The following is a 21,632-nucleotide window of genomic DNA, read 5'->3' on the forward strand; positions in this document are numbered from 1 at the left end:
CGCTCAAGGTGGGGAGCCGCCTAGACGGTTGAGTGTTTTGTAATCCGGCTTGATTGAATCTGAAGCTTCACGATTACAACGGCGACATAGAATCTGGGTATTACCTTCATCGTTTGCGCCTCCCAATGAATCAGGTTGAATATGATCGAATTGTCGTTCATTCGGTGGCGGAGTTACACCCCTCTGGCTCTTTTGACCAGGAACTACTGTGACTAAACACTTCTCACATGATTCCACTCCGTGAAATTGCTTGTTCTCGATAGCTACCTTGGTTTTCACCGACTTAGGAATACGCGCTAGACCTAATGGGTCGATCCATTGCACGGGATTTGGTGCATATTCGTAGGCGTTCAATCCCCCTGCAAGACCGATCGGATCTTGATTTATAAAACGTCCGACCGAAGGATCATAATAACGATATCTATTGTAATGCAGCCCTGTCTCATGATCGTGATACTGCCCCTGGAACCGTATCGGGTTCATCACGCCATGCTGCCGCGCCCACTCCGAACGCTGCTCCGTCACCTGCCCCCACGCCTTGTACTGCGCGGTCCAGGCAAGGTTGCCTTGCGAGTCCGTCAATTCCTGCGGCGTGCCGAGGTGATCACACTGATACCAGGCCAACGCGTCAAACGGTAATGCCGTTGCCTTGTGATTCCACACCGGGTCGTCATCGAGGCTGTATTCACCGCTGTAATCCGGCAGCCCAATCAGATCGATCGGCGCGTGCCGCACAGCCTGCGCAACAGGAACAAAAGTGCCCGGTTCGAAGACGTAGTGCACCGTGCGGCCGGGCTCGCCATCGCTTTGTGCCGGGCTGCTTTCCCAAGCGAGGTTGTCGCCATCCCAACCGTACAAGGTGAAGCCGCAACCCAGCTCGCGCTGTTTGCGCGCGTGTTCGTTTCTGTTCCAGAGGGAACCTGCTGCCGGACGCTGCTTGTAGTGCGCACGAGAGTTTTTGTGCAGGCGTCGTCCCAGTGCGTCGTAGGCGAAATCCACGCCCAGGCGCGGGTCTTCGAAATGCACCAGTCGATCAAACAGGTCCCACCGCAGATCGCTGCGTTGGCCGTTGTGCCAGCGCTGAATCTGGTTGCCGCGTTCGTCGTAGTCGTAGTGCGTGCCGGCGTATTCGCGCAGCAGGTTGTCGACCAGTTTGCTGCGCGGTGGGGTCAGGTCCAGTGGGCGGCGAATTTCTGTCGCCTTGTCGTCGAGCAGGTTGCCAGCCGGGTCGAAGGCGAAGGTTTCCACGCCTTGACGCGTTGCGGCGCTGAGCAGTCGGCCGACCGGATCGTAGCGATAGGCGAGCGGGCCGCGGCGGCTGTCGTTGATGTCGGTCAGTTGGCCGGCCGCGTCGTAGGTGTACTCGCGTTTGAGCAGCGTGGACTTGTCGTCGCTGCGTCCCAGCAACTGTTCCTGCAAACGGCCGGCCGGGTCCCAGCTTTGGGTTTGCAGCAAGTGATTGCCTTGATGGCGGGCGACTTCGCGGTGCAGGTCGTCGCGTTCGTAGCCGATCAGTTCGTGTTCATCGAGGCGCAGGCCGAGCAGGTGGCCGCTGCCGTAAGTCAACCAACTGACACGGTGGCCGTCTGGACGGGTCGTGGCAATACACTGGTTTAGTACGTCGTATTCGTGCCGCCAGACCGCGACCACCGGGCGTTCCAAACTCAGATAGTGTTGATGCTCACGCAGAATATTTCCTGCCGGATCATAAAACCATTGCAAGCGGCTGTCGGCGTTGTTGGCCAGCACCATGTTGCCGTTGCCATCGTAGGCAAAGGTTTCGCTTTGCGACTGATCTCCCAAGGAGGCGCGACGCTCAGTCAAACGGCCCATCGGGTCGAAGCTCAACGAGATGACACGTTGGCCATTGACTGATTGCGCGAGGCGTCCGGTGAGTGGGTCGTACTGATAACGCGTGGTGCGGCCGTCAAAGCCGCGTTCTTCCAGCAGGCGCCCGACCGGGTCGTAGTGGAAGTGCGCGCGTTGTTCGTTTTCGTTTTCCAGGGCCGTTAACCGTCCGAGGCGGTCCCAGCGATAACGTAGGGTTTGTTCGGCGGCATCGACACGCTCGGTGACCAAACCGGCAGCGCTGTAGCTCCAGGTGGTGCAACGATCGAGACCGTCGGCATACGCCAATAACCGATCTTCAGCGTCACGTTCAAAGCGCTCCTCGGTCTTGTCCGGGTGCTTGATCAGCACCAGTTGGCCAGCCTTGTATTCGTATTCGGTGGCGTTCCCGGCCGCATCGGTGAAGCAGATCATCTGCCCCAGTTCATTATATTCCCAGGCGCTCGTCTTGCCCGAGCAGTCGACGTACTCCACCAACTGCCCGGCGTCGTTGTAGTCCAGGGTCTTTTCGTTGCCGTTGGCGTCCTTGATCGCGATGGGCTGACCGGCCTTGTTGTAGGCGTATTCGGTTTTGTTGCCGAGCGGATCGAGCGCTTCGACCAAGTTACCTTGATCGTCATAGGCGCGCTGCCATTGCCCGCCCTCGGCATCGCTGATCTTGATCAGCAGATCCTGATCGTCGTAGGCGTAATGCATCACGGTATGGTCGGCGCGGATGTGCTCGAGCAGGTTGCTGCGTTCATCGTAGCTATAACGATCTGTGCTGCCGTCGGCATTTACTTGGCGCACGATGTTTTTCGCGTCGTCGCGGAAGAACCATTCCGAGCGTTCATCGGTGTAGCGGATGCGGTAGGTGTAGCCAAGGATGTCGTAGTAGTGCCAGGTCTCGTTGCCGAGAGCATCGGTGACGTAAGTCAGACGGATGTTTTCGTCCCACTCCAGGCGCGTGTCGAAGCTACCGTCGTCTGCCCATTCGCGGATGGCTTTGGCCTTGGCGGTCTGGCCATCCCATTCCAGACTCATGCCGCGCCCAGTGCGGTCGGTGTAGCGGGTAATCAGGTGATGCTCGAACTGATACGACCAGGCTGCGCCGTTCTCGTCCTGCGCCTGAATAAGGTCGCCATAGGCGTCGTATTGGTATGCGCAGAGTTGTCGCAACGGGGCGCCATCAACAATCTCCCATAGGCCGATAAACCGGCTGTGTTCATCGATCATCGTGCCGAGGTGCAAGTGCACCTTGCTGACGTCGTTTTCCTGATAGGTGATCAGGTCGGAGAGTAGTGATTGTTCGCCGTGACGGTGCTCGTAATGCAGCATGATCCCGGCGCCGTTACGCAGCGAGATATTAGTCAGCACAAAACGCTGGCCACGGCGGACGTAGGTTTCCTTGCGTTCGAAACCACGGCACAGCAACAGTTGATCTTCGCTGTTGCGGAGCAGGGTGATGTTTTCGATGGCGTCGTAGTGGAACAAGCCGACCTTTGGCAATGGGTAGCTGTGGTCGCGGCCATCGGCGCCGTAGAACGTCAGGCCCTCGTCCACACAGTCAAACCGTGTGGTGAATTCGTTGACCCAGCGAGCGCCGAGTTCACTCTGATCGTAAGCGTCGAGGCGCGAGTTGTAGGTGCGTGTCCATTTGATCGGGAATGGGCCAGACAGGCTGAAATCGGTATGGATCAGGCTTTCCGAACCCAAGGCGAAATTGATGCTGAAGTCCGTGGCGCATTCACAAGGGCCTTTCTTCGGATTGGGCGCCCCTTTCGCCGGAGCCTGTTGGCCATTGGATCCCAATTCACCATCAGACGCCGTGTGCTTTGCCTGACCGGTTTTGTCTGGATGGACTGCGGTGCTCTGGCCATGAGCATTGCGCTTGCGCCACAGTGTCACGGCACTGGAGAGGATAAACAGCAACCAGCCGATGGAGTTCTGCACCGATTCATCGTCGAGCTTGCTCAACTGAGTGCGCAGCTCCGGGCCCATTGCGCGCAGTTTTTTGGTTTCGTCGGAGACGGTTTTTTTGAAGTCATCGGGGACGAGGTTTTGCGCCACGCTGTTGGCCAGGCCTTTGCCTGCCGATTTCAGAGCACTGTTGGCAGCCCCAAAAACATTGCTGAACGAGGCCAGCGGATCATTCTTGAATTGATCGGCTGCGGCGCTCGCCTGGGCGCTGGCCGCATTCAGATCACCTTTGGCATCCAGATTGCCAAAAGCCACCGCTTCGATGCCTTTGGCAATCTCGTTGATGACGTCTTCGCCGAGCTTGCCAGCGTCCGCCAGGATGCCGGGCAATTTGCCTTTGGCCTGTTCAACAAAATCATCCAGCGTGCCGACAATCGAAGCGTTCAGGTGCCCGACCAGCACCTCGATCACGGAGGTGCTGAGCAACAATTTGCTGCTGGCCTTCATCTCCTGGCGTACCAGAAACAGCGTCGGGCGCAGGGTCATGCGCGCAGCGGCCATGGCCGGCGGTAATGGCAATACGCCGATCAGGTTGATGCCCAGGCTGGCCCACGCGAGCAAGTCGCGCTGCTTGGCGTTCGACAAGGTGACGATGTCACCCAGCGCATCGACCAGCGCCATGATGTTGCCCACAACCGGCAAGGCGCCGGCGACGTTCTTGATACGGTCGAGGGTGACCACACCATCCGTGGCTGATTGCAACCAGGCATCGAAGGTCGCTGCGCTGCTGGCAACGTCCTGGATGTCGATAGCGTTCAGTGGAACGATAGCAACCTGAGGTTCACGTTTTACGATTTCAGTGGTCATGACAGCATCTCACCCGCCAACAGGCCCGGGGTTTTCAAGGAAGGTTTTGGAAGCGTTGGTGCGGGAAGCGTGGGTAACTGGCCGCCCTTGCTCGCCGCCCCAAGAATCCCCGACGCACTCGGCATGGCCGCACTCGCCAGCTTCGGCAACCCGGCCACCCCGCCCTGCACCACGCCTTTCACCTGCTGCGCCGTTTGCATCGCACCTTGCGCGGTCTGCATCGCATTCATCCCTGTTTGCGCCATGTCCTTGCCCTTCTCCAACATCTCCCAACTCTTGCTCGGCAAGACCTGCGCGACCATCGCCTGCACCTGACTCGGCACGTCTTCAGCACCCGGTGGACTCAACGGCCACTCCGGTTTGCCGATGTAGCTGCCGTCGCTCCAGGTATCCGCCGGATCCTTGCCGAACAGCACCCGCGCAGGCCCCGGTGCAGCACCAGCGACGCTGGCGAACCCCTTCCCGTCGAGCTTGCCCTTGATGCTTTTGCCCAGCGCATCGATGACTTCGTAATCGCCGTCCTTGATGCCCTGACGCCCGGCGTACTGGTTGAACAATTCCAGATTGCCTTTGCCCGGTTTCGGCGGTTCCGGGAATACCCCGGCCAAAGATTTCGCGCCGGTGTAGGCGAAGTTCGCCGCGTGTGCGGTGTACGGGCCGCTGGTGGCGTGGGTGATGCCGCCGGCGTTGTAGGTCGTCGCGCTGCCGCCGCCCTGAATCACCAGTTCGGTTTTCGCGGTGATGGTGATGCGGTCGGCGTTGGCGGTGATGTTGAGTTTGGCCAGCAGGTTGATGCTGTCCTTGAGCGCCCGTACGTCGATGTCGCCGGAGGCCGCGACCAAGCGCCAGCCCATGCTTTGCACGAACAGGCGCATGCCGCGACTGGCACTGGCGAGCAGGCGTTTACCGATCGACAGGCTGGTGTGGCCGGTGCTACTCAGGGCCAGGTGTTCGCCGGTGGCGATGTGGCTGGAGCGTGGCGTGGTCAGGGCGATGCCGGCCGGGCTGGCGAGGACCAGATGTGGCTCGGTGAACTCGGGGAATTCGTTGGCGGTGAGGTTGGCCGGACCGCTGCCGAGTACGCCTTGATGCTGCGCGTGCAAGGCCTTGGCCACGTCGTCCTGATCCCCTGCTTCCTGGGCTTGCAACTCTTTGGCTTGAACGGCGAATCCATCTTGCTGATCGCTGGCCGTCGCAAGGCGCTCGGCAGTTTCCGGCAGATCCTTGTGGTGCTTGGATTCGTTCGGCCGTGGTTCGGTGGTGATCAGCAGACCAGCCGCCGCACGCACTGCGCCATGGCGGTCGGTGCGCAGTTCGAAACCTTCACCTCGCGGCTGACCACCGCTCGGGCGCGGATGGGTCAGGTAACCGAGGTTGATCGCACTCGCACCGTGATCACTGCGTAGCGCGATGCTGATCTCGCTGGTGGTGTCGTCGATGCGTAATTCGTTGGCGCGACTGCCCTTGTATTCCTTGCTCTTGACCGTGGCCAGGGTCTTGAAATCCGGCAGTTTGTACGGCGGCAGATTCGCGCCGTGGTACAGGCAACCGGTGATCAGCGGCTGGTCGGGATCGCCTTCGAGGAAGGTGATCAACACCTCCATGCCGACCCGTGGAATATTGATCGAACCAAAGGTTTCCGCCGCCCAGCTCGATGCCACCCGCATCCAGCAACTGGTCATGTCGTCGTGTTTGCCTTCGCGGTCCCAGAAGAACTGCACCTTCACCCGGCCGTACTGGTCGCAGTAAATCTCTTCGCCTTCCGGGCCGCAGACCACCGCGCTTTGTGTGCCGAGGACTTTCGGTTTCGGGTGATCGAGAGGCGGGCGGTACGGCACGTCCCACGGAATCGCGCTGAAGCGGTTGCGATAGCCCTGGTGGAAATCGTCCTTGAGGTCGGTGGTGTCGCTGGTCACCGACTCTTCGAGCACTTGCGGCTGCTTGCCTTCGTGGAAGATTTCGGTGAGCAGCCAGAGGTCGTTCCACGTCGGGTTGGCGTGCTCGGTCAGGGCGAGGAAATGCCCGCTGACCAGGATCGGCTGATCGCTGTTGCCCTCGGCCAGACGGTAGTCGCTGCGATGGCGTTCCAGCGCGCGATTGGCCAGATGTTTACCACGCTCGCGATCAACGAAACGGCCCGGGTAATCGTAGTCTTCGAGGTCCGGCTGGGCGCTGCTTTTGGCGTCGCTTTCCAGCTCGATCTTCGGTTTGACGAAGTCGTAATCACGGCGCGTGGTGCGGCTGGTGCGCGTGGCCAGACGCAAGCCGAAACGCTTGACCACCGGTTTGTCGGCGACCAGTCCCGAGTCCTGCTGATAGGCTACTGGCGCGAGTTTCGGGAACACCGTCTGGTCATCGCCGAAGGTCAGTTTGTGGCCGCTGGACGTGTGCTGAAAGTGGTAGTGAATGCCCTCTTCTTCACACAGGCGCTGGATGAAATCGAGGTCCGACTCGTCGTACTGCACGCAGTAAATGCGTTCCGGATAAATCGCGCTGAGCTGGAAGTGGTAGTCGCTGGCAAGGATGCCGTGTTCTTCCAGCACCTGGCTGATGATCTGCTGCACGGTCATCTGCTGGAAGATGCGCTGATTGACCCGGTGCGCGAGGTACGCCAGTTGCGGGCGCAAGGAGATTTTGTAACGGGTCAAGCGCTTGCCCGCCTCGCCCTGGGCGACGCTGTAGACCAGACCGTGGATGCCAGTGCCGGTTGGCGACAGCTGGAGAAACGCCAGTTTGTGCAGCACGCTTTCGAGGTTGATCGAGGCCTTTTCACTGACCAGTTCCAGCTCGAATTCGAACGGCGTGTTGAGTGCCTCACGACCGGTGAACGACAGCACTTGAAAATCGCTGTCGATGCCATCGACGGTCAGATTGAAATGAGGCTGGTTGGCCGGTGAGAACATCCCTTGTTCCTCGCGCAGTGCTGCGACGCGCAACAGCCCCTCAAGGGGCTATTGGCAAAAATTCTTTAAAAGTGAGTGCGCCCCGACCAGCGATGCCGGCCGGGGCGGTACAACTGTCAGCCGCGATTAAACGACTGGAGCACGCCAGTCATCGGAACCCGAAGTACCGGAGACTTCGTGGGTCCAGGTGATTTTGCGGTAGGTGAACTGCACTTCTTCCAGGTGGGTGAAATGCGCGTTGCCTGGGTCCTGGCAGTTGTGCATTTTGTTGTTGATGGCGACGATGATCGCGTCTTCCAGTTTGGTGGTGTAGTAGTGCTCTTGGGTGCCTTGAGCAGAAGTACGGAACCACTGGATAACGATTTCGCTCATGCGCTCGCCGGAGGTCAGAGCAGCTTGCAGCAGTGGCGAAGCCTTGTCGTAGACCTTGGTGATGACCACTGGCTTGTGCACGCGCTGACCGGTTGGCTGACCGGATTGCGGGTCACGCGGGATGATCACGTCGTGGGTGAAAGCCTGCACCATGACCTGGTCTTCATGACCTTCCTGAAAGGTGTTGCCAACGGAATCGGCGGTGAATGCGCCGGCAGTGATCAGGCCTTGTTTTTCGCCAGTGACGGACATGTACGCTGGGGTTGCCATGGGGATGCTCTCCTTGCTTGAAAGACATACCTCTCAGGCACCATTGCCTGAAAAGGATGGCCATGCGCCATCAAAGTTCATGCCAGCTTTTGTGCAACCCATACAGATCAAGGCCCCGAGCTCATCGACTGATCTTTTCCTGTGATTAAGCCAATGAAAAACAAGGGAAAGTGCGCAACTTCTTGCGCAGTGGTGTGCAAGAAGTTGCGCACTTGGCTGGAGGCCACGTAGTTAAAGGGCTACAGAGCATTCACCCGAGAAAAAAAGAACTTCATTGCGCAACTTCTTGCGCACTTCAAAAAATGACCAGTGTTGAAAAACCAGCCCTGTGGAGGCTGGCCTTCCAGCGATGACGTCAGCGCATCAAAAACACATTGACCTGACACCCAACGTCATCTGAGAGCGAGCACTTCAGTGTCCACCCACGGCCGCCGCTCCCGCCCCACGCGGCCCCGCTCTGAACCCATGCGCGCGAGCACTCCAGGCAATCACAAACCCGACCGCCACCAACACCACCATCGCCCATGGGAAAGAGGCAACACCCCATCGATCCAGCAGCACCCCGCCGACCACGCCGCTGCCCGCAATCGCGCTATTCCACGCCACCACATTCAACGACAACGCCACGTCCGCGCCATCCCCCGCCGCATCCGCCAGAGCCGTTTGCAACAGCGTCGCCGCACCGCCAAAACTCAATCCCCACACCAACACGCCCAGATAAATCACCTCCGGCCCCCGTCCGTAAAAGCCGAACCCTACGCACACCAGTGCAAACGTGGCCAGACTCACCAGAACGGTCTTGCGCAACAGCGGTTCAACCAATTTGGCCGTCAGCCAGATCCCCGCCAGGGCGGCGATACCGAACACCAGCAACACCAGATCCACGCGATCGGCCAGCCCCGCCGGCGCTACGAACGGGGCGATGTAGGTGTAGAGAATGTTGTGCGCCAGCATCCAGCTGATCACCACTGCCAGCACTGGTCGGACGCCCGGCGTGGTCAACACGCGGCGCAACGACAGGCGCTGATGCGCAGGCTGTGGTGGATAGTCGGGGACCTTCACCAGCACCCATACAATCAAAATCAAAGTCAGCCCGGACATGATGCCGAATGTCGTACGCCAACCGACGAGGCCTCCCAGCCATGTGCCGAGCGGCACGCCCAGTGACAGGGCAATCGGCGTGCCGACCATGGCCAGCGCCAACGCCTTGCCCTGCTGATCCGGCTCGACCATTCGCCGCGCATAACCGGCCAACAAACTCCACGCCAGACCCGCCGCAACCCCGGCGAAAAAACGCGCCACCAGCGTTACGCCATAGTGCGACGACAACGCCGTGATCGAGTTGAACAGCAGAAAACCAACAATCGTCAGCAACAGCACATTGCGCCGACGCCAGCCACGGGTGGCGATGGTCATCGGAATCACCGCCAGCACCGAGCCCAGCGCATACGCGGTAACCATCTGCCCGGCCATCGAAGGCGAAATTGCCAGGCCATCGCTGATCAGCGGCAACAGCCCGGCGGGCAAGGTTTCGGTGACGATGCAGATGAATCCGGTCATGGCCAGCGCCAGCAAGGCGCCAATGGGCAGGCGTTTGGGCGCAGCCGTTAGAGTCAATGAAGGTGTCACGGGAAACTCCTTGAGTTTGGAAAATCAGACTTGCGTACCGATCGATATAAAATACTGGCGGCAGCCTAGGCACGTTGTCAACGACTTATGTATCGACTAGTATCCAAATCACTTTCCGAGGAGTTTCAGCTATGGCCAGAACCGGCCGCCCCCGCGCATTCGATCGCGACGACGCCGTCGACCAAGCCATGCAATTGTTCTGGCAACACGGCTACGACTCGACATCCCTTTCACTGTTGAAGGCCGAACTGGGCGGCGGCATTTCCGCACCGAGCTTCTACGCCGCGTTCGGCTCCAAAGAAGCCCTGTTCGACGAATGCGTGCAGCGTTACCTGGCGACCTTCGCCCAAGTCACCGAATGCCTGTGGGACGAAACTCTGCCGCCCCGCCAAGCCATCGAAACCGCCCTGCGCCAGTCAGCACGCATGCAATGCGACGACGGCCACCCGAAAGGCTGCATGGTCACCCTCGGCGTCATGAGCGCGCCGAGCCCGGAAAATGCGCACGTCGCTCAAGCCCTCACCCACTCCCGCGCCCGAACCCGCGCAGGGATTGTTGCGTGTGTCGAGCGTGGTGTGAGTGAAGGACTGTTAGCGGACGACACGAACGCGGCCGCCATGGCGACCGTGTTCGACAGTTTCCTGCAGGGGATTTCCATCCTTGCTCGGGATGACACGCCGATTGAGAGTATTGATGCGGCGATTACGCAGGTGATGCGGACGTGGGATGTGATGGCGAAGAGTTGACGTCTACATTGCCCCCACCTAATCTGCGCCCATCTCGCCCAAGGCAGTAAGCGGTCCTAACCATCCAGGACACGCCAAACCCTTGGGCGTTTTCTTATCAAAAAAATGCAGGCCTAAAGCGGATGATCTGCGAGCCTCACTCGTAAAACTTCCCAGCCAACAAAATCTCCGCGCACCGTTGCCAGACATTAGAAACGGCAGCATCCGCCTGAGCATTCCTCGAAGTAGCCATCGCCCAAGCAGCCGCAGCATCAAGAAACGTATCGACCGATCCATTTTCCCAGCCTAACGCACCGGCCTCATAAGTAGACGATGGTGTCGCCTTGTCCAGTGCCCGCTCACGGGAGAAATCAGCACCCAGCGCCGCGACGAACTCGATGAACGATTGCTCATCGGCGACACGTTCCAGCAACTCATCAAGATCTACAGACATAGCCATCCTTGCGTTGAAAGGTTAGTGCCCGAGCAGCACGCGATAATCACAAGATGCCCCATCGCTACGCGACCACCTCAACATAACTCGACTCCCCGCCACCCTCGGCCCCCGACAACCACCCCCACACAAACCGCAACGTTGTCCGCCCCGCCTCATTAACCCCCACCACGCCCCGCGACCAACCCGCGCGAATCTCGCCATCCGTGGTGATGCACTGATAAAGCAGCTCGATACTGTCCGGCCCGGTCACCCGCCCAACCTGGTTGCCCAGGCGAATATGCCCACCCGCATAAGTCCCCCAAACCGCCGCGCCTTCGACGAAGTAGTGAAACACCGTGCGCGCATCGGATAAGCCCTGAGCGTTATTCGCCACGGAAAACCGGCGGTTGTGCAAACGCTCGGTGACTTGCGAAAAAGCAGATTCCATAAACCACACATCCTTATTCGAGAAGATCCATTCCAGCCTTCGGGCATCCTAATCCATTACTTCCGCGCAGCAAGGCTCTACAGCCGTTTTCTGCCAACCCAACCGCACAGCCGCGTTTGACGGTCCTACCCGCCCCACCTAGTCTGCCCAAAGCACCCTGACAGCCAAAACCGAGTTCACGAGAGGCAAGATGAACAACTTCCCAATCGTCGCCACCGTTCTCTCGATGATCCTCGGACTCTCCGTCACCCGCCTGCTGCTCGGCGTATTAACGGTGTTCCGCATCCGCCGAGTAGCCAAGCCAGATTGGGTGGCACTGGTCTGGGCGGTGATGCTGTTTACCACGCAGTTGGAATTCTGGTGGGCCGTCAACGCACTGTCGGCGGTGAAACAGACCTTCTCGTTTCTCGAATTTCTACTGTTGGTGATGCTGACACTCTCGCTGTTCGTCACGGCGGCGTTGCTGCTGCCGAGCCGTAGTGAGGACGAGCAGAACGGGTTGCGCGTGTATTTCGAACAAGATGGGCGCTATGCATTGCTGTCGCTATCCACGTATCTGTGCCTGGGGCTGATCGTCAATGTCACGTTGTTTGAGGCATCGCCGGTGGCGCTTTGGGGTTTGCTGGATGTGATCATGATTGCGTTGCCGGTTGGCGCGTTTGTGGCGAGGTCGCGTAAAGCGTATGCGGCGATTACGTTGATTTATGTGCCGATTAATGTGATCGACATGCTGATTTCGCTGGCGAATTAACTCCCACCTGTAGCGAGAGGACTTGCCCCCGGGGGTTCCCGCTCATCCACTCTCCGAAGACATCGCAAAAACAGCTCTAACTGCCCTGTTTAAGCAATTCCTCGACTTTGTTTAAAGACACTCAAAGTTACGCCATCCCAACCTACAACGCCTTGCGCCGTTGCCTACGACTACGCCAGAATCCGCCGGCTTGTGCGCCTTGGATGCGGGTTCTATTGTGGGTCGGTCACTGAATAGCAGTGATCGGGTTTGGTAGCCCGACTTTCCCAGGCGCATTGCGCACCTTTCGCAGAGATCGTTTTTCTGATCTCCGCTTTATGGTGGCCATGCGTAGGGCGTCCTCGGACGCGCCGGGCTCCTGGGCCGGTCTACCAACCTGTGCATGGCCGCCACCCCTCGTTTGGTAGCGAAGTGTGATGGCTCCTTAATCGTTTCCCAGGAGTTTCATCTATGTTCAAAATTACGCCGAACCCGCCAGAAACCGATCCAATCGCAGGCGACGAATCCCCCGACGCCAAGAAATTCAACGAAGCCGTCGACCGCGCCCTCTCCCATTACCTCGGTCCCGCACCAGAAATCATGGGCACCCCGTACCAAACCAATACGATGTTTATCGCCAATCCAAAAACCAAGACTGAAGAACTGTTGGTGAATGCCAGTGAGTCACTCGGCTCCGCCTCTGTAATGCTGGGCGATGTGATCGGACTGGTTCACGGACCGGCGCGCAAGACACTGCAAGGCATTGCGCAGGTGGTGATGCTTGGGGAGTTGGCGGTGAATCGGGCGTTGGATAACGTGGTGCCTACGGAGTAATGAGAAAACCTCCATGACGGTTGGGATGCCGTCATGGAGGTTGATCAGACACGCCCACCGAGACAAAAAATAATCTCGTCCTCTTTCTTCTAAAAATCCCCCCAAGCTACAGCCTGCTAGCGATTTCTTTCCAGATGTAGGCGTAGTTGTACTTCAGCCAGCGAACCAGCACTTTGTCGAACTGGCGACGAAACCAATTACGCTCTCTCGCAGCCAACCTTTCCTCAATCGACTCTCTGAGAGTTTCGGGGTCGAAGCCTGTCCACACCGGAGGTACAGCGGCCACAAGATTGGTGAAACACACCGGCGCGACCTCTGAATAGAGGATTTCGTAAAGAATGTCAGGGTCGACGCCTCTGACCTTCCTCGCCAGATAGTCATAATCGACAGGAAAGTCGTTGAATGGCTCGGAGAGTGCCGCTCTGACCTTGGTCAGTTGTGGCTCAGTCAGAAGATGTCCCAATGCGTGAACTCCTCAAGCTCTTCATCCAATGAGCTCGCAACAGCTTCGCCTGCAACACCGCCTGCGACTGTTCCAGCAAAAACCACTGCGATTGCACAAATGGGAGCACCAGGTCCGCAAAATGCGCTGACGCCCAACCCCGCAAGAATCCCACCAAATGCCCCAGCACCGACAATGATTCCTTGGCGCGCAGCTTCCTTAGGTTTGTTTTCAGCATTCAATATCTGATACGTCGCCAGAGCAGCCGTCACAACAACACCGAGCTTGCCCATGATCAGCATTTTTTTTGTACCCGCCGAGAACTTGGCATTATCCCGTCCCGAAGATTCCAGAATGGTGTAATGGACTTTGTTCTTCTCTACTTCCGAAAGGCTGTCGTAACCCTTTTGGAATAGGTTTTCAGAGTACATATTTAAAAGCGTTTTGAGCTCTGTCCCACCCTTTTTCTTCCTCTGGGCGATAGCCAGCCCCTGCGCAGAGGTAAATTTGCGGTGCTCAACCATGATTTTGTTGCGCATCTCATGACTGAACTTCACTCCCTCTTGCGCCGTAATCTTTCCAGCTTTCACGTCATCGCGTGTTTGCTGAGACATGCGCTGGATGTTCTTGATGTAGCTCGCTCGAGTTTTTTCATCAGATATCGCATCCAGTGAAAACCGCAGCGCAGAGCCCTCCATCAGTTCTAAAGCCCGATCAAGAGGCGAGTCTTGCAAGGCGTGCTCACGCTGGACGACATAGCTGCCAGTGACGATGTACGGCTCTGTCATAGGATGATCCTTATCCCAAAATCGAATTCAGTAGACTTTCGGTGAGAGATGCCGCTTCTTCGGATGCTTGTTCTTCAAATTGCAGCATCACGCACGCCTTCCCCGATAGGTTCGAAAATTTAATGGCGTTGTTTTTATCAAATACACCGGGCAACGATGAGCCGTCATCAAAATGCGCGGTGCAGGATAGGCCCTCGTAGCTCTCGTCCGCAGGTATTCTGAAGCCGATCCAGCGCGCATGGCCCGCTAGTGGCGCAGGAGGAACAAACTCACAGGGCGAATGGGTATCCCCGATAATTACCGTCCCTGACCCACCAACAACGATGCCGCCGTGAGCGCCACCCGTATCGATGGTTGCGGCATTCTTATCGTTGATGAACACAGTCGAAGACAGCCCAGATGAGAGCGCACTCCCGCATGTGCACGCGTCACCTTGCCGTGCCGCGGCTAGTCCGTCGAAAAACACGTCGGGAGACCCGACCGCAATAGGGTTGGTGCCGTGCCCTGGCAATGGGCAACTGTATGGATCACTTTTTCGCGCCGCTGGCTTAGCCACTATGACTTCCTGTCAAATCCTTGTGAGCGTCGTGAGCTACCAGAACAGGTCCCTTGTTAAAAATCTATGTGCTGGTGGGCGTTGCCTAACGCTCTCCAATAGCCGCACGCATTGGCTGATCAGCATTTGAACCGAGACGTCACAACTCGTATGGGAAAGGCTGCCTCTGATTGCATTCAAAGGCAGCAATCGGCCAGAAGCGGTCTGTCGCAGCTGTCTGCGTCCGCCCCGTAGATGACCTTAGCGAAGAGCAGCTACCGACCTAAAGCTGCTGGTCTGGGGTGCATTGGCGAGAAACAAGCAAAGGGGACACTCGACGCCCAGGGTCTATTCGCCCTTGGTCATTTCAACTCTCCCCATCTCCAACGCTCCGCTGAGTTGCACTGCATTTAGTACACGGGCGGGAAGGATAGTGAAAAGGGCTGCCAGTAGACCGTGTCGCCAGTGGCCATGAGATGCGAGTGTGTGGCCTAAATGAGACAGTGCTGCGCTGGCAGCCATTTCTGGTGTAATGGTGATGGCAGCAGGTTCTGTGCCTGCTGCCATAGCTGTCGCCATGACGGTGGGCTGGAAGGACAAAACGTCGAGTTGATCTGAATACTCAAATGCCAGCGGAACAGTGAGATGATCAACGAAAGCCTTGCAGGCTCCATAGATCTGCGTACCCGGCCAATAAAAGCGCCCCACTATGGAGCCTACGTTAAGAAGTGCTGCACGTCTTCCCGTCGAGGAGGAGTGCCTGAGGAGTCCAGGCAGCAACGTATGGGTCACGATAGCGGTGGTACTGACATTCACTGCCAGCAAACGGCGTAAAGTGGCAATCGGCACATCCGCATAACGCCGATGTACTGTGGTGCCTACACAGTTGATCAGCACCGAAAGATCAACATCCTCTGCGGCGGCGGCCAGGGCTTGATAGGTGTGTGGGGCCGAATCCGACAGGTCAAGCGCGACAGTTCGAACTTGAACCCCCAACTCCTGCAACTCGCTCTGGAGGCGGTCAAGTTTGGACTGGGTACGTGCTGCCAAGATCAGGTTAAAGCCGCAGTGTGCTAATTCGCGGGCGAAAGCTCTGCCCAAACCGTCGCTGGCACCAGTGATGAATGCCCAGCTCCCTTGACCGTAGCGTTTGGCTAAAGATTGGCCGTTGAATCGCGCTGGTAGCCAAAGGTAGATCCAAAGCCACCGTGCTAGCTTGACCAATGCCCAAGTCAGAAGAGCTGCGCCGGAAATCTGCAGTACAGCCAGTAAATTCAATGCCATCGAGGTACCTCCAGAAGTGGATGGATGCTTGAAAAGTCTCATCACTACTGTGGTAACCAAAGGTAGGGGGCTGTTTCGAAACATCAGCCCGTTAGCTGCCGGAGATTGGCCAGAGCAGTGGTGAAGGCCAATCGTGCTTCTCTGGCGTTATGTTGTCATTTACATATGTTCAGATGCCGGTTTTGTCTGCGCTCGCTTTCAGCTTTCGCCGAATTCGGCTCAAGTGAACTGGGGTCACCCCCAGATAACCTGCAAGCACGTGCATGGGGATTCTTGCCAATCGATCTGACTGAGTGGAGAGCATGCCCAGATATCGTTCTGTAGGGGTTTGCGAGATGGCACTGGTGTAGAGCTTGATGTAGTCGGCCAGTCGCAACTGCGTGAGTGCCAGCAACTGAGTCTGCAAGATTGGTTTCGACAGGATCTGCGCCAGAACGGTGTCCCGGTCTAGCACGCACAGGTGGCACGCTTCCATCGTGATAATTTCCAACTCGCTTGGACAGCCGCTAACCAGGCTCTCCAGAGAGCTAACGACCTCGCCCTCAAAAAAGAATTGGACGCTGATATCCGTACCTTCTGGGTCGCGCACGCAGATCCGCACTGCACCAGCTTTGATGAGGTAGAGGTTTTTAGCGAAGTCACCCGACCGTAATAGAGCATGGTTGGCCTCTATGTGGAGGTCTTTGCCGAACGTTAGGAAGAAGTCGCCTAGGACAGTGTCTAGTTTCATGAACGCAGTATCGCACAAGGATTGGGTGCGCCGGTGTCGACAGGCCGCTTTTGGCCGAAAGCAGCCCTTCGTGAATGGCAGCGATTGGCCGAAAGCTGAACCAACACCAACTACTACCACCCAGTCAAAAAAAAACGACTGCTTCCCTGATCACGCAGCCTCCTCAGTCCTTCTTTTTAAAAAATTTATTCGCGTAGTACCTCAAACTCCACCGATCCTTCGGCCTAGGCTTATAGTGCGTTTTATTCCTCTGCCCCGGCTCGCCACCCACCCCACTCGCCGTGTAGTAATAAAGCGCAATCGACCGCCGAGTGATGTGCTCCGGCGTAGTCAACGGCTCCGGATGCCCATGGTTACTATCCTTATCCGTATTAAAAATCACACACCGGTTATAAATCGGCAGCACCTTCTTCAGGCACTTTTTCATCCCCACATCCCAAAGCTCCAGGTTGCCGCCGTACGCCTCCTGCCAATCCTCGGTCAGGTAAATGATCACGTTCAGCCGCCGCTCAACGTTGAGTTTTTTGTTCAGCCGAAAATCCGAGTGCACGCCGAGGAAACCGCCGGTTTTGGTTTCATGTAAGCCACCGCCCGCGAAATAAGGGTCAGGAATCAGCCCTTGAATGCCGGTGAGTTTTTCGAGGAATTCCAGCATTGGCGCGGAGTTGAAGGTGTTGAAGATGTTCTTCAGGTACGGGCTGCAGGCGTTGGGGCTGATCTGGCGTTTGAGTTGGCCTTTGTAGCCGCGCTCGTAGGTTTGTTCGTTGTGGGTCGGTTCGACCGGGAAGTGTTCGCGGATGCTGGCGATGACGTCTGCTTGCAGGAAGTTGTCGATGACGATGTGTGGGAATGGTGTGGCTTGAGTGTATTCGTGGGTCAGTGATTCGCCGAAAGCGCTGGCGGCGTTTTGGTCGAAGTCGAGTTCGGGGGTCAGGGTGATGGGGAGTGTTTGCGTGTTGGCTTGCATTGCCGCTCCGATGTTTGTGGGCTTTCAGGGCTGGGCAAACAGGGGCCAGGGCTTGGCGCGGTGCCTGTGTTTGCTTGCTGAGTACAGTGGCGAGCAGGTTGCCATGTCGGTGATTGGCTGCCGAGTGTCCTTTGCTTAAACGTGGCGCGGCGGTGTTACGGCATGTTTCTGGCTGTCACAAACCGGTCATATTTCCTCTGCTAACCTCCTCGGCGCCCTACCCTTCACCCCTGTTCTAGAGCCCGCAACCGAAGGTGCCGCCAAGGTGTTTCCGACTCCTGTTCGCCAGCAAATCATTCTGCGCTCCGACAATCTTCGTTCGGACGACTTCGGTGCACTGTTTTCGAAGTTGTTTGGTAATCGCTATGCGGACAATCCGCCGCTGCCGTTGAACATCATGATTGGCGGGGTTTATGGGTGGCATGACGGGGTGAGTTTTCGGCGGATGCATTATCGCGGGGATTTCACGGTTGCCTTTCCCGATCCCCAGGATGAAATCACCTTCGTCATCCCCACGGCGGGCAAGATCGTTTTTAACCATGCCACTGAGTCTATCGGTGTGTCGCAGGTTGGGCTGGCGATCGACAAGGCTGACATCCGCTCGATGCGCTTCTTCGATGATCACGCGCATCACGGCATGTCGATCAATCGCCATCAGCTCACCGAGCGGTTATCGGCGCTGCTGGATAAGCCGATTCTGCAGAAGATCGTTTTTGAACCCAGCGTGAATCTGAATTCGGCAGCGTTTCAGGGGATCAAGGCGTTGATCGATTTGGCGACGGGGACGGAGTTTGATTTGTTGATCAACAGCGGGACATTGATGCCGTCGCGGTTGCGCGAGATGTTGATTGATGCGGTGTTGGAGGCGTGGCCGCATAACTTTTCCGAGGCGTTGCGCCGGCCGACGGCGATGGTTGCGCCGCGACATGTGAAGTTGGCGGTGGAGTTTATTCAGGCGCATCCGGAGCAGTTGGTGAGTGGTGTGGATCTGGCGCGGTTGAGTCATGTGAGTCAGCGCGCATTGCAGGAGGGGTTTCGGCGGTTTGTCGGGATGTCGATTGTGGCGTATCAGCGGCAGGTGCGGCTGGAGCGGGCTTATGAGGTGTTGAAGCGGCGGGGTTCGGGGTCGGTGACGGAGGTGGCGTTGCGGTTTGGGTTTAGCAATGTGGGGCGGTTTTGTCGGTATTTTCAGGGGGCTTACGGGGTGAGTCCGGCGGAGTTTCGGGCTCGGGGGTGATTGGGTAACAGGTTTGCAAGGTAACTTGTGGTGAGAAGATTTAGCTAAACGTCGCACCGCGCCGATGGGTCGCTAAGCGTGGGGATGGCACGCCGGCGCGGTTGATCGAGGAGTGGGCGCGGAGGCGTTTGACCGAGTTGGCCAGTTGATTTTGCGGTAACTGCTTTCCCCTCACCCTAGCCCTCTCCCCAAGGAGAGGGAACCGAGCCGGGGATATTGAAGATCTACACCGACCTGAAAGTCTTGCTTTGAATCCATAATCGCCTCGATCTTTCAGGTCGATGCATGACGCAAGACGCCTCGGTCAGTCCCCTCTCCCACAACTTCATATACAAGCGCAAGGGACACTCGCAGGTTTTGTGGTGGGACTGCCCCTCATCGGAACGCCGCCCGCCCATCCCTCTCCCGAGGGAGAGGGAGCCGATTGGTGGGCTTTTCAAAATTTGAGCTCGACTCGGTATGCCACGTCGATGTAACTCTTCCAATCCACGCGGTCAGTCCCCTCTCCCTTCGGGAGAGGGTTAGGGTGAGGGGCTTTTGTGGGAGCGAGCTTGCTCGCGAAGGCGTTGGGTCAGTCGATGTTGGTGTTGGCTGATCTGGCGCTTTCGCGAGCAGGCTCGCTCCCACAGTGGGTTTTGGGGTGTTGGTTGGATTGGGGGTCATCCTTGATCCCGTGTGTGTTTTAGAAGGCGTAGCTGGCTTTGAGGCCGCCGTTGAAGCCGTGGCTGTCGCCGCCGCCGTTGGCGCCCACTTCTGCGCCGAGGCTGAGGGCGCCGAGGCTGGCCATGACGTTGACGCCGCCGCTGAACTGGTCGCGATTATCAAAAGCCGCGCGTTGTTCGATGTCGAGGCCGAGCAAGTGGCTTTCGCTATCTACCTGGTTGTCGCCCAGTGTGCGTTCGTATCCCATTTGCACGCCCGGCACCAGTTGCCATGCGCCCATCGCCACCGGGGCGAAGGCGACGTTGAGGTTGGCGACGGCGCTGCGGCGGGTGGCGCTGTTGTCGTCGACGTCGAGGGAGAGTTCGCTGCCCTTCTCCTTGAAGCCATTGAGGTCGAGGTGGCTGACGCGGAAGCCGAGACTCGGTTCGAAGGTCATGCCGTTGACCGGGGCGCGGTAACCGAGCGCGACTGTGGCGCCAGTGAGGTTGCCGTGGGTGTCGCCCTTGGCGGTGCCGAGGCCGCCGCCGAGGTCGCGTTTGCTGTCGTAGTCGACGTAGCCGGCGCTGGCGTTGGCGTCGACGAACAGGCCTTGTTCGAGGCTGGTGAAGCCGTAGCGGGCGCCGACGTTGAGGAAGGTGAAGTCGGTATCGGCTTCGCCACCTGCACCGCCGACCGTGCCTTTGCTGTAGCCGAAGCCGCCGCGTGCGCTGAGTTGTTCGCTGAAGCGTTGAGTGACGCCGACCATCAGGCCTTGGCTGTGTTCGTTGCTGCTGTCGGCGTGGGACGAGCCGTCGGTGCCGAAGTAGCCGGCGAGCGCGGTGGTCCAGAGGCGGTATTGGCCGACCTTGAGATCAGTGCCGCTGGCGAACGGTGCGGCGGCTTGTTCGATCATCGCGTTTTGGCGCAGCAGGTAACTGGCGGCGTCGGCGTGCACCTGGCCGCCGACCTGGGTTTCGACACCGCCGAGGGTGCCGGCGTCGATGGCCGATTGCAGGTAGTAGTTGTAGGCGCTGTAGGTGCCGGACAGGTTGGTGTTCTGCAACTCGCGGAGCAGTTCGGCGCCGGCGGCGGCGTTGCCGATCAACCCGGCCTGACCCGGCAGGCTGTTGTATTCGACCAGTTTGCCGCGCAGCACGTAAATGGTTTCCTGCGACAGGCCGAGGCCTTGTTTGAGGTAGTTGTCCATGCTGCCGTATTGCGCGGTGACTTCGTCGAGGCCGGCCTGCAAGTAGCTGGCCTGGACGCCGAGCAGCGGCTCATACACGGCGGCCATACTGGCGGGCATCGCCTTCAACGTGGCAGCGACGCGGGCGGCCGTGTAGTCGTTGGTCGCCAGGTAGTTGGCCATGATGGTTGCATCGTCGACACCGGCGATGCTTTGCAACACGGCAGCGGTCCAGCCGGTGCGGTCCTTGCCGGCGGTGCAGTGGAACAGTTGCGCGGCGTCGACGCTGGCCAGTTCATTGAACAGCTTGCCGAACTGGCCGCGCATGCCGGCGTCGCTGACGAAAGCGCGGTTGGTCTGTTCCATCATCGCGATGGCGTCGGCGGCGCTTTTGAAGGAGATGTTGGTGATGTTCGAGCCAGAGGTGGTGCTGCCGATGATGTCGATGTTCTGGTAAGTCGCACCACTGATCAGCGTGTCGGGAGTGGCGGCGATTTCGCTGGGGGTGCGCAGGTCGTAGACGGCTTTGATGCCGAGGCTGCTGAGGGTCGCCAGGTCGGAGGCCGTCGGAGTTACCGCGTTGGCGCGGTAGAACACGCCAGCACGCATGGTGCCGTCGTGGGCAGTGGAATACGCGGTGGTGGTGCCGGCGACATCGCGGAAATTGTCCATGCCTTGCAGGCGCGGCGTGTCGAGCGGAACGGACTCGGCAGCATGGGCGGCGGCGATGGACAGGCTCAGTACGGACAGCGAACACAGAAGACGTTGAAACACAGTGCAGCCTCATTGTTTAAGCGTTGGGCTGGTCACTATGGGTAGGCAAGTGATACTGAATATGACAGTTTCGCTTTGAATGGAAA

At 58.2% G+C, this 21,632-nt stretch carries 17 protein-coding genes; 4 read left to right on the top strand and 13 right to left on the bottom strand.

The annotated features are described in order from the left end of the window. Positions 1-3 precede the first annotated feature (3 nt). The 4 genes from ACZZ0G_RS28625 to ACZZ0G_RS28640 form a co-directional block, all read right to left on the bottom strand. Positions 4-4,614: an RHS repeat-associated core domain-containing protein gene (locus ACZZ0G_RS28625; protein WP_463558526.1), complete on the bottom strand. Its 4,611-nt coding sequence runs from the start codon at positions 4,612-4,614 to the stop codon at positions 4-6. Beyond that, positions 4,611-7,517 carry a type VI secretion system Vgr family protein gene (locus ACZZ0G_RS28630; RefSeq protein ID WP_463558527.1) on the bottom strand — a complete coding sequence of 969 codons (2,907 nt, stop codon included), beginning with the start codon at positions 7,515-7,517 and terminating at the stop codon, positions 4,611-4,613. The genes ACZZ0G_RS28625 and ACZZ0G_RS28630 overlap by 4 nt, the downstream gene beginning before the upstream one ends. Positions 7,518-7,643: 126 nt before the next feature. Further along, positions 7,644-8,159, bottom strand: a complete 516-nt coding sequence (locus ACZZ0G_RS28635; protein WP_127646759.1) for an Hcp family type VI secretion system effector — start codon at positions 8,157-8,159, stop codon at positions 7,644-7,646. 411 nt (positions 8,160-8,570) lie between these two features. Next, positions 8,571-9,788, bottom strand: coding sequence for an MFS transporter (locus ACZZ0G_RS28640; protein ID WP_463558528.1), 1,218 nt, complete (start codon positions 9,786-9,788; stop codon positions 8,571-8,573). 131 nt (positions 9,789-9,919) lie between these two features. Between ACZZ0G_RS28640 and ACZZ0G_RS28645 the strand changes: the two genes are divergently transcribed. Beyond that, positions 9,920-10,534: a TetR/AcrR family transcriptional regulator gene (locus tag ACZZ0G_RS28645; protein WP_463558529.1), complete on the top strand. Its 615-nt coding sequence runs from the start codon at positions 9,920-9,922 to the stop codon at positions 10,532-10,534. A 136-nt stretch (positions 10,535-10,670) separates the two neighbouring features. Here ACZZ0G_RS28645 and ACZZ0G_RS28650 read toward each other — a convergent pair whose 3' ends face one another. Both ACZZ0G_RS28650 and ACZZ0G_RS28655 read right to left on the bottom strand, forming a co-directional pair. After that, on the bottom strand, positions 10,671-10,967 hold the full coding sequence (locus ACZZ0G_RS28650) for a DUF7660 family protein (RefSeq protein ID WP_463558530.1): 297 nt from the start codon (positions 10,965-10,967) through the stop codon (positions 10,671-10,673). Positions 10,968-11,031: 64 nt separating this feature from the next. Continuing rightward, positions 11,032-11,397 carry a hypothetical protein gene (locus ACZZ0G_RS28655; protein WP_463558531.1) on the bottom strand — a complete coding sequence of 122 codons (366 nt, stop codon included), beginning with the start codon at positions 11,395-11,397 and terminating at the stop codon, positions 11,032-11,034. Positions 11,398-11,587: 190 nt separating this feature from the next. Between ACZZ0G_RS28655 and ACZZ0G_RS28660 the strand changes: the two genes are divergently transcribed. Both ACZZ0G_RS28660 and ACZZ0G_RS28665 read left to right on the top strand, forming a co-directional pair. After that, complete coding sequence (locus ACZZ0G_RS28660; RefSeq protein WP_463558532.1) at positions 11,588-12,148, top strand: hypothetical protein; 561 nt, start codon at positions 11,588-11,590, stop codon at positions 12,146-12,148. A 450-nt stretch (positions 12,149-12,598) separates the two neighbouring features. Next, the gene (locus ACZZ0G_RS28665; RefSeq protein WP_463558533.1) at positions 12,599-12,961 is read left to right on the top strand and encodes a DUF6124 family protein; all 363 of its coding nucleotides are present in this window, start codon (positions 12,599-12,601) and stop codon (positions 12,959-12,961) included. A 106-nt stretch (positions 12,962-13,067) separates the two neighbouring features. Here the strand turns inward: ACZZ0G_RS28665 and ACZZ0G_RS28670 are convergent, their stop codons facing one another. The 6 genes from ACZZ0G_RS28670 to ACZZ0G_RS28695 form a co-directional block, all read right to left on the bottom strand. After that, positions 13,068-13,424: a DUF7079 family protein gene (locus ACZZ0G_RS28670; protein ID WP_463558534.1), complete on the bottom strand. Its 357-nt coding sequence runs from the start codon at positions 13,422-13,424 to the stop codon at positions 13,068-13,070. Next, positions 13,409-14,191 (bottom strand): hypothetical protein, encoded by a 783-nt coding sequence (locus ACZZ0G_RS28675; RefSeq protein WP_150774763.1) that lies wholly within the window; start codon positions 14,189-14,191, stop codon positions 13,409-13,411. The genes ACZZ0G_RS28670 and ACZZ0G_RS28675 overlap by 16 nt, the downstream gene beginning before the upstream one ends. A 10-nt stretch (positions 14,192-14,201) precedes the next feature. Beyond that, a complete protein-coding gene (locus ACZZ0G_RS28680) occupies positions 14,202-14,747 on the bottom strand; it encodes a PAAR domain-containing protein (protein WP_463558535.1) in 546 nt (181 codons plus the stop codon). A 327-nt stretch (positions 14,748-15,074) separates the two neighbouring features. Further along, positions 15,075-16,010: an SDR family oxidoreductase gene (locus ACZZ0G_RS28685; protein ID WP_463558536.1), complete on the bottom strand. Its 936-nt coding sequence runs from the start codon at positions 16,008-16,010 to the stop codon at positions 15,075-15,077. A gap of 169 nt (positions 16,011-16,179) precedes the next feature. Next, positions 16,180-16,740, bottom strand: a complete 561-nt coding sequence (locus ACZZ0G_RS28690; protein ID WP_463558537.1) for a Crp/Fnr family transcriptional regulator — start codon at positions 16,738-16,740, stop codon at positions 16,180-16,182. Between the two features lie 163 nt (positions 16,741-16,903). Continuing rightward, entirely contained in the window at positions 16,904-17,707 is an 804-nt protein-coding gene (locus ACZZ0G_RS28695) for a 2OG-Fe(II) oxygenase (RefSeq protein ID WP_463558538.1), read from the bottom strand. Positions 17,708-17,972: 265 nt separating this feature from the next. Between ACZZ0G_RS28695 and ACZZ0G_RS28700 the strand changes: the two genes are divergently transcribed. Then, a complete protein-coding gene (locus tag ACZZ0G_RS28700) occupies positions 17,973-18,944 on the top strand; it encodes an AraC family transcriptional regulator (protein ID WP_463558539.1) in 972 nt (323 codons plus the stop codon). 682 nt (positions 18,945-19,626) lie between these two features. Here ACZZ0G_RS28700 and ACZZ0G_RS28705 read toward each other — a convergent pair. Next, complete coding sequence (locus ACZZ0G_RS28705) at positions 19,627-21,546, bottom strand: tyrosine-protein phosphatase (protein ID WP_463558540.1); 1,920 nt, start codon at positions 21,544-21,546, stop codon at positions 19,627-19,629. Between the last annotated feature and the right edge of the window lie 86 nt (positions 21,547-21,632).

The sequence above is a fragment of the Pseudomonas sp. AC169 genome (assembly GCF_979258515.1).

Excerpts from the sequence above, each read along its gene's own strand:
- ACZZ0G_RS28625 (WP_463558526.1), bottom strand. The coding sequence starts at position 4,614 with ATGACCACTGAAATCGTAAAACGTGAACCTCAGGTTGCTATCGTTCCA.
- ACZZ0G_RS28630 (WP_463558527.1), bottom strand. The coding sequence starts at position 7,517 with ATGTTCTCACCGGCCAACCAGCCTCATTTCAATCTGACCGTCGATGGC.
- ACZZ0G_RS28635 (WP_127646759.1), bottom strand. The coding sequence starts at position 8,159 with ATGGCAACCCCAGCGTACATGTCCGTCACTGGCGAAAAACAAGGCCTG.
- ACZZ0G_RS28645 (WP_463558529.1), top strand. The coding sequence starts at position 9,920 with ATGGCCAGAACCGGCCGCCCCCGCGCATTCGATCGCGACGACGCCGTC.
- ACZZ0G_RS28650 (WP_463558530.1), bottom strand. The coding sequence starts at position 10,967 with ATGTCTGTAGATCTTGATGAGTTGCTGGAACGTGTCGCCGATGAGCAA.
- ACZZ0G_RS28655 (WP_463558531.1), bottom strand. The coding sequence starts at position 11,397 with ATGGAATCTGCTTTTTCGCAAGTCACCGAGCGTTTGCACAACCGCCGG.
- ACZZ0G_RS28660 (WP_463558532.1), top strand. The coding sequence starts at position 11,588 with ATGAACAACTTCCCAATCGTCGCCACCGTTCTCTCGATGATCCTCGGA.
- ACZZ0G_RS28665 (WP_463558533.1), top strand. The coding sequence starts at position 12,599 with ATGTTCAAAATTACGCCGAACCCGCCAGAAACCGATCCAATCGCAGGC.
- ACZZ0G_RS28675 (WP_150774763.1), bottom strand. The coding sequence starts at position 14,191 with ATGACAGAGCCGTACATCGTCACTGGCAGCTATGTCGTCCAGCGTGAG.
- ACZZ0G_RS28685 (WP_463558536.1), bottom strand. The coding sequence starts at position 16,010 with ATGGCATTGAATTTACTGGCTGTACTGCAGATTTCCGGCGCAGCTCTT.
- ACZZ0G_RS28690 (WP_463558537.1), bottom strand. The coding sequence starts at position 16,740 with ATGAAACTAGACACTGTCCTAGGCGACTTCTTCCTAACGTTCGGCAAA.
- ACZZ0G_RS28695 (WP_463558538.1), bottom strand. The coding sequence starts at position 17,707 with ATGCAAGCCAACACGCAAACACTCCCCATCACCCTGACCCCCGAACTC.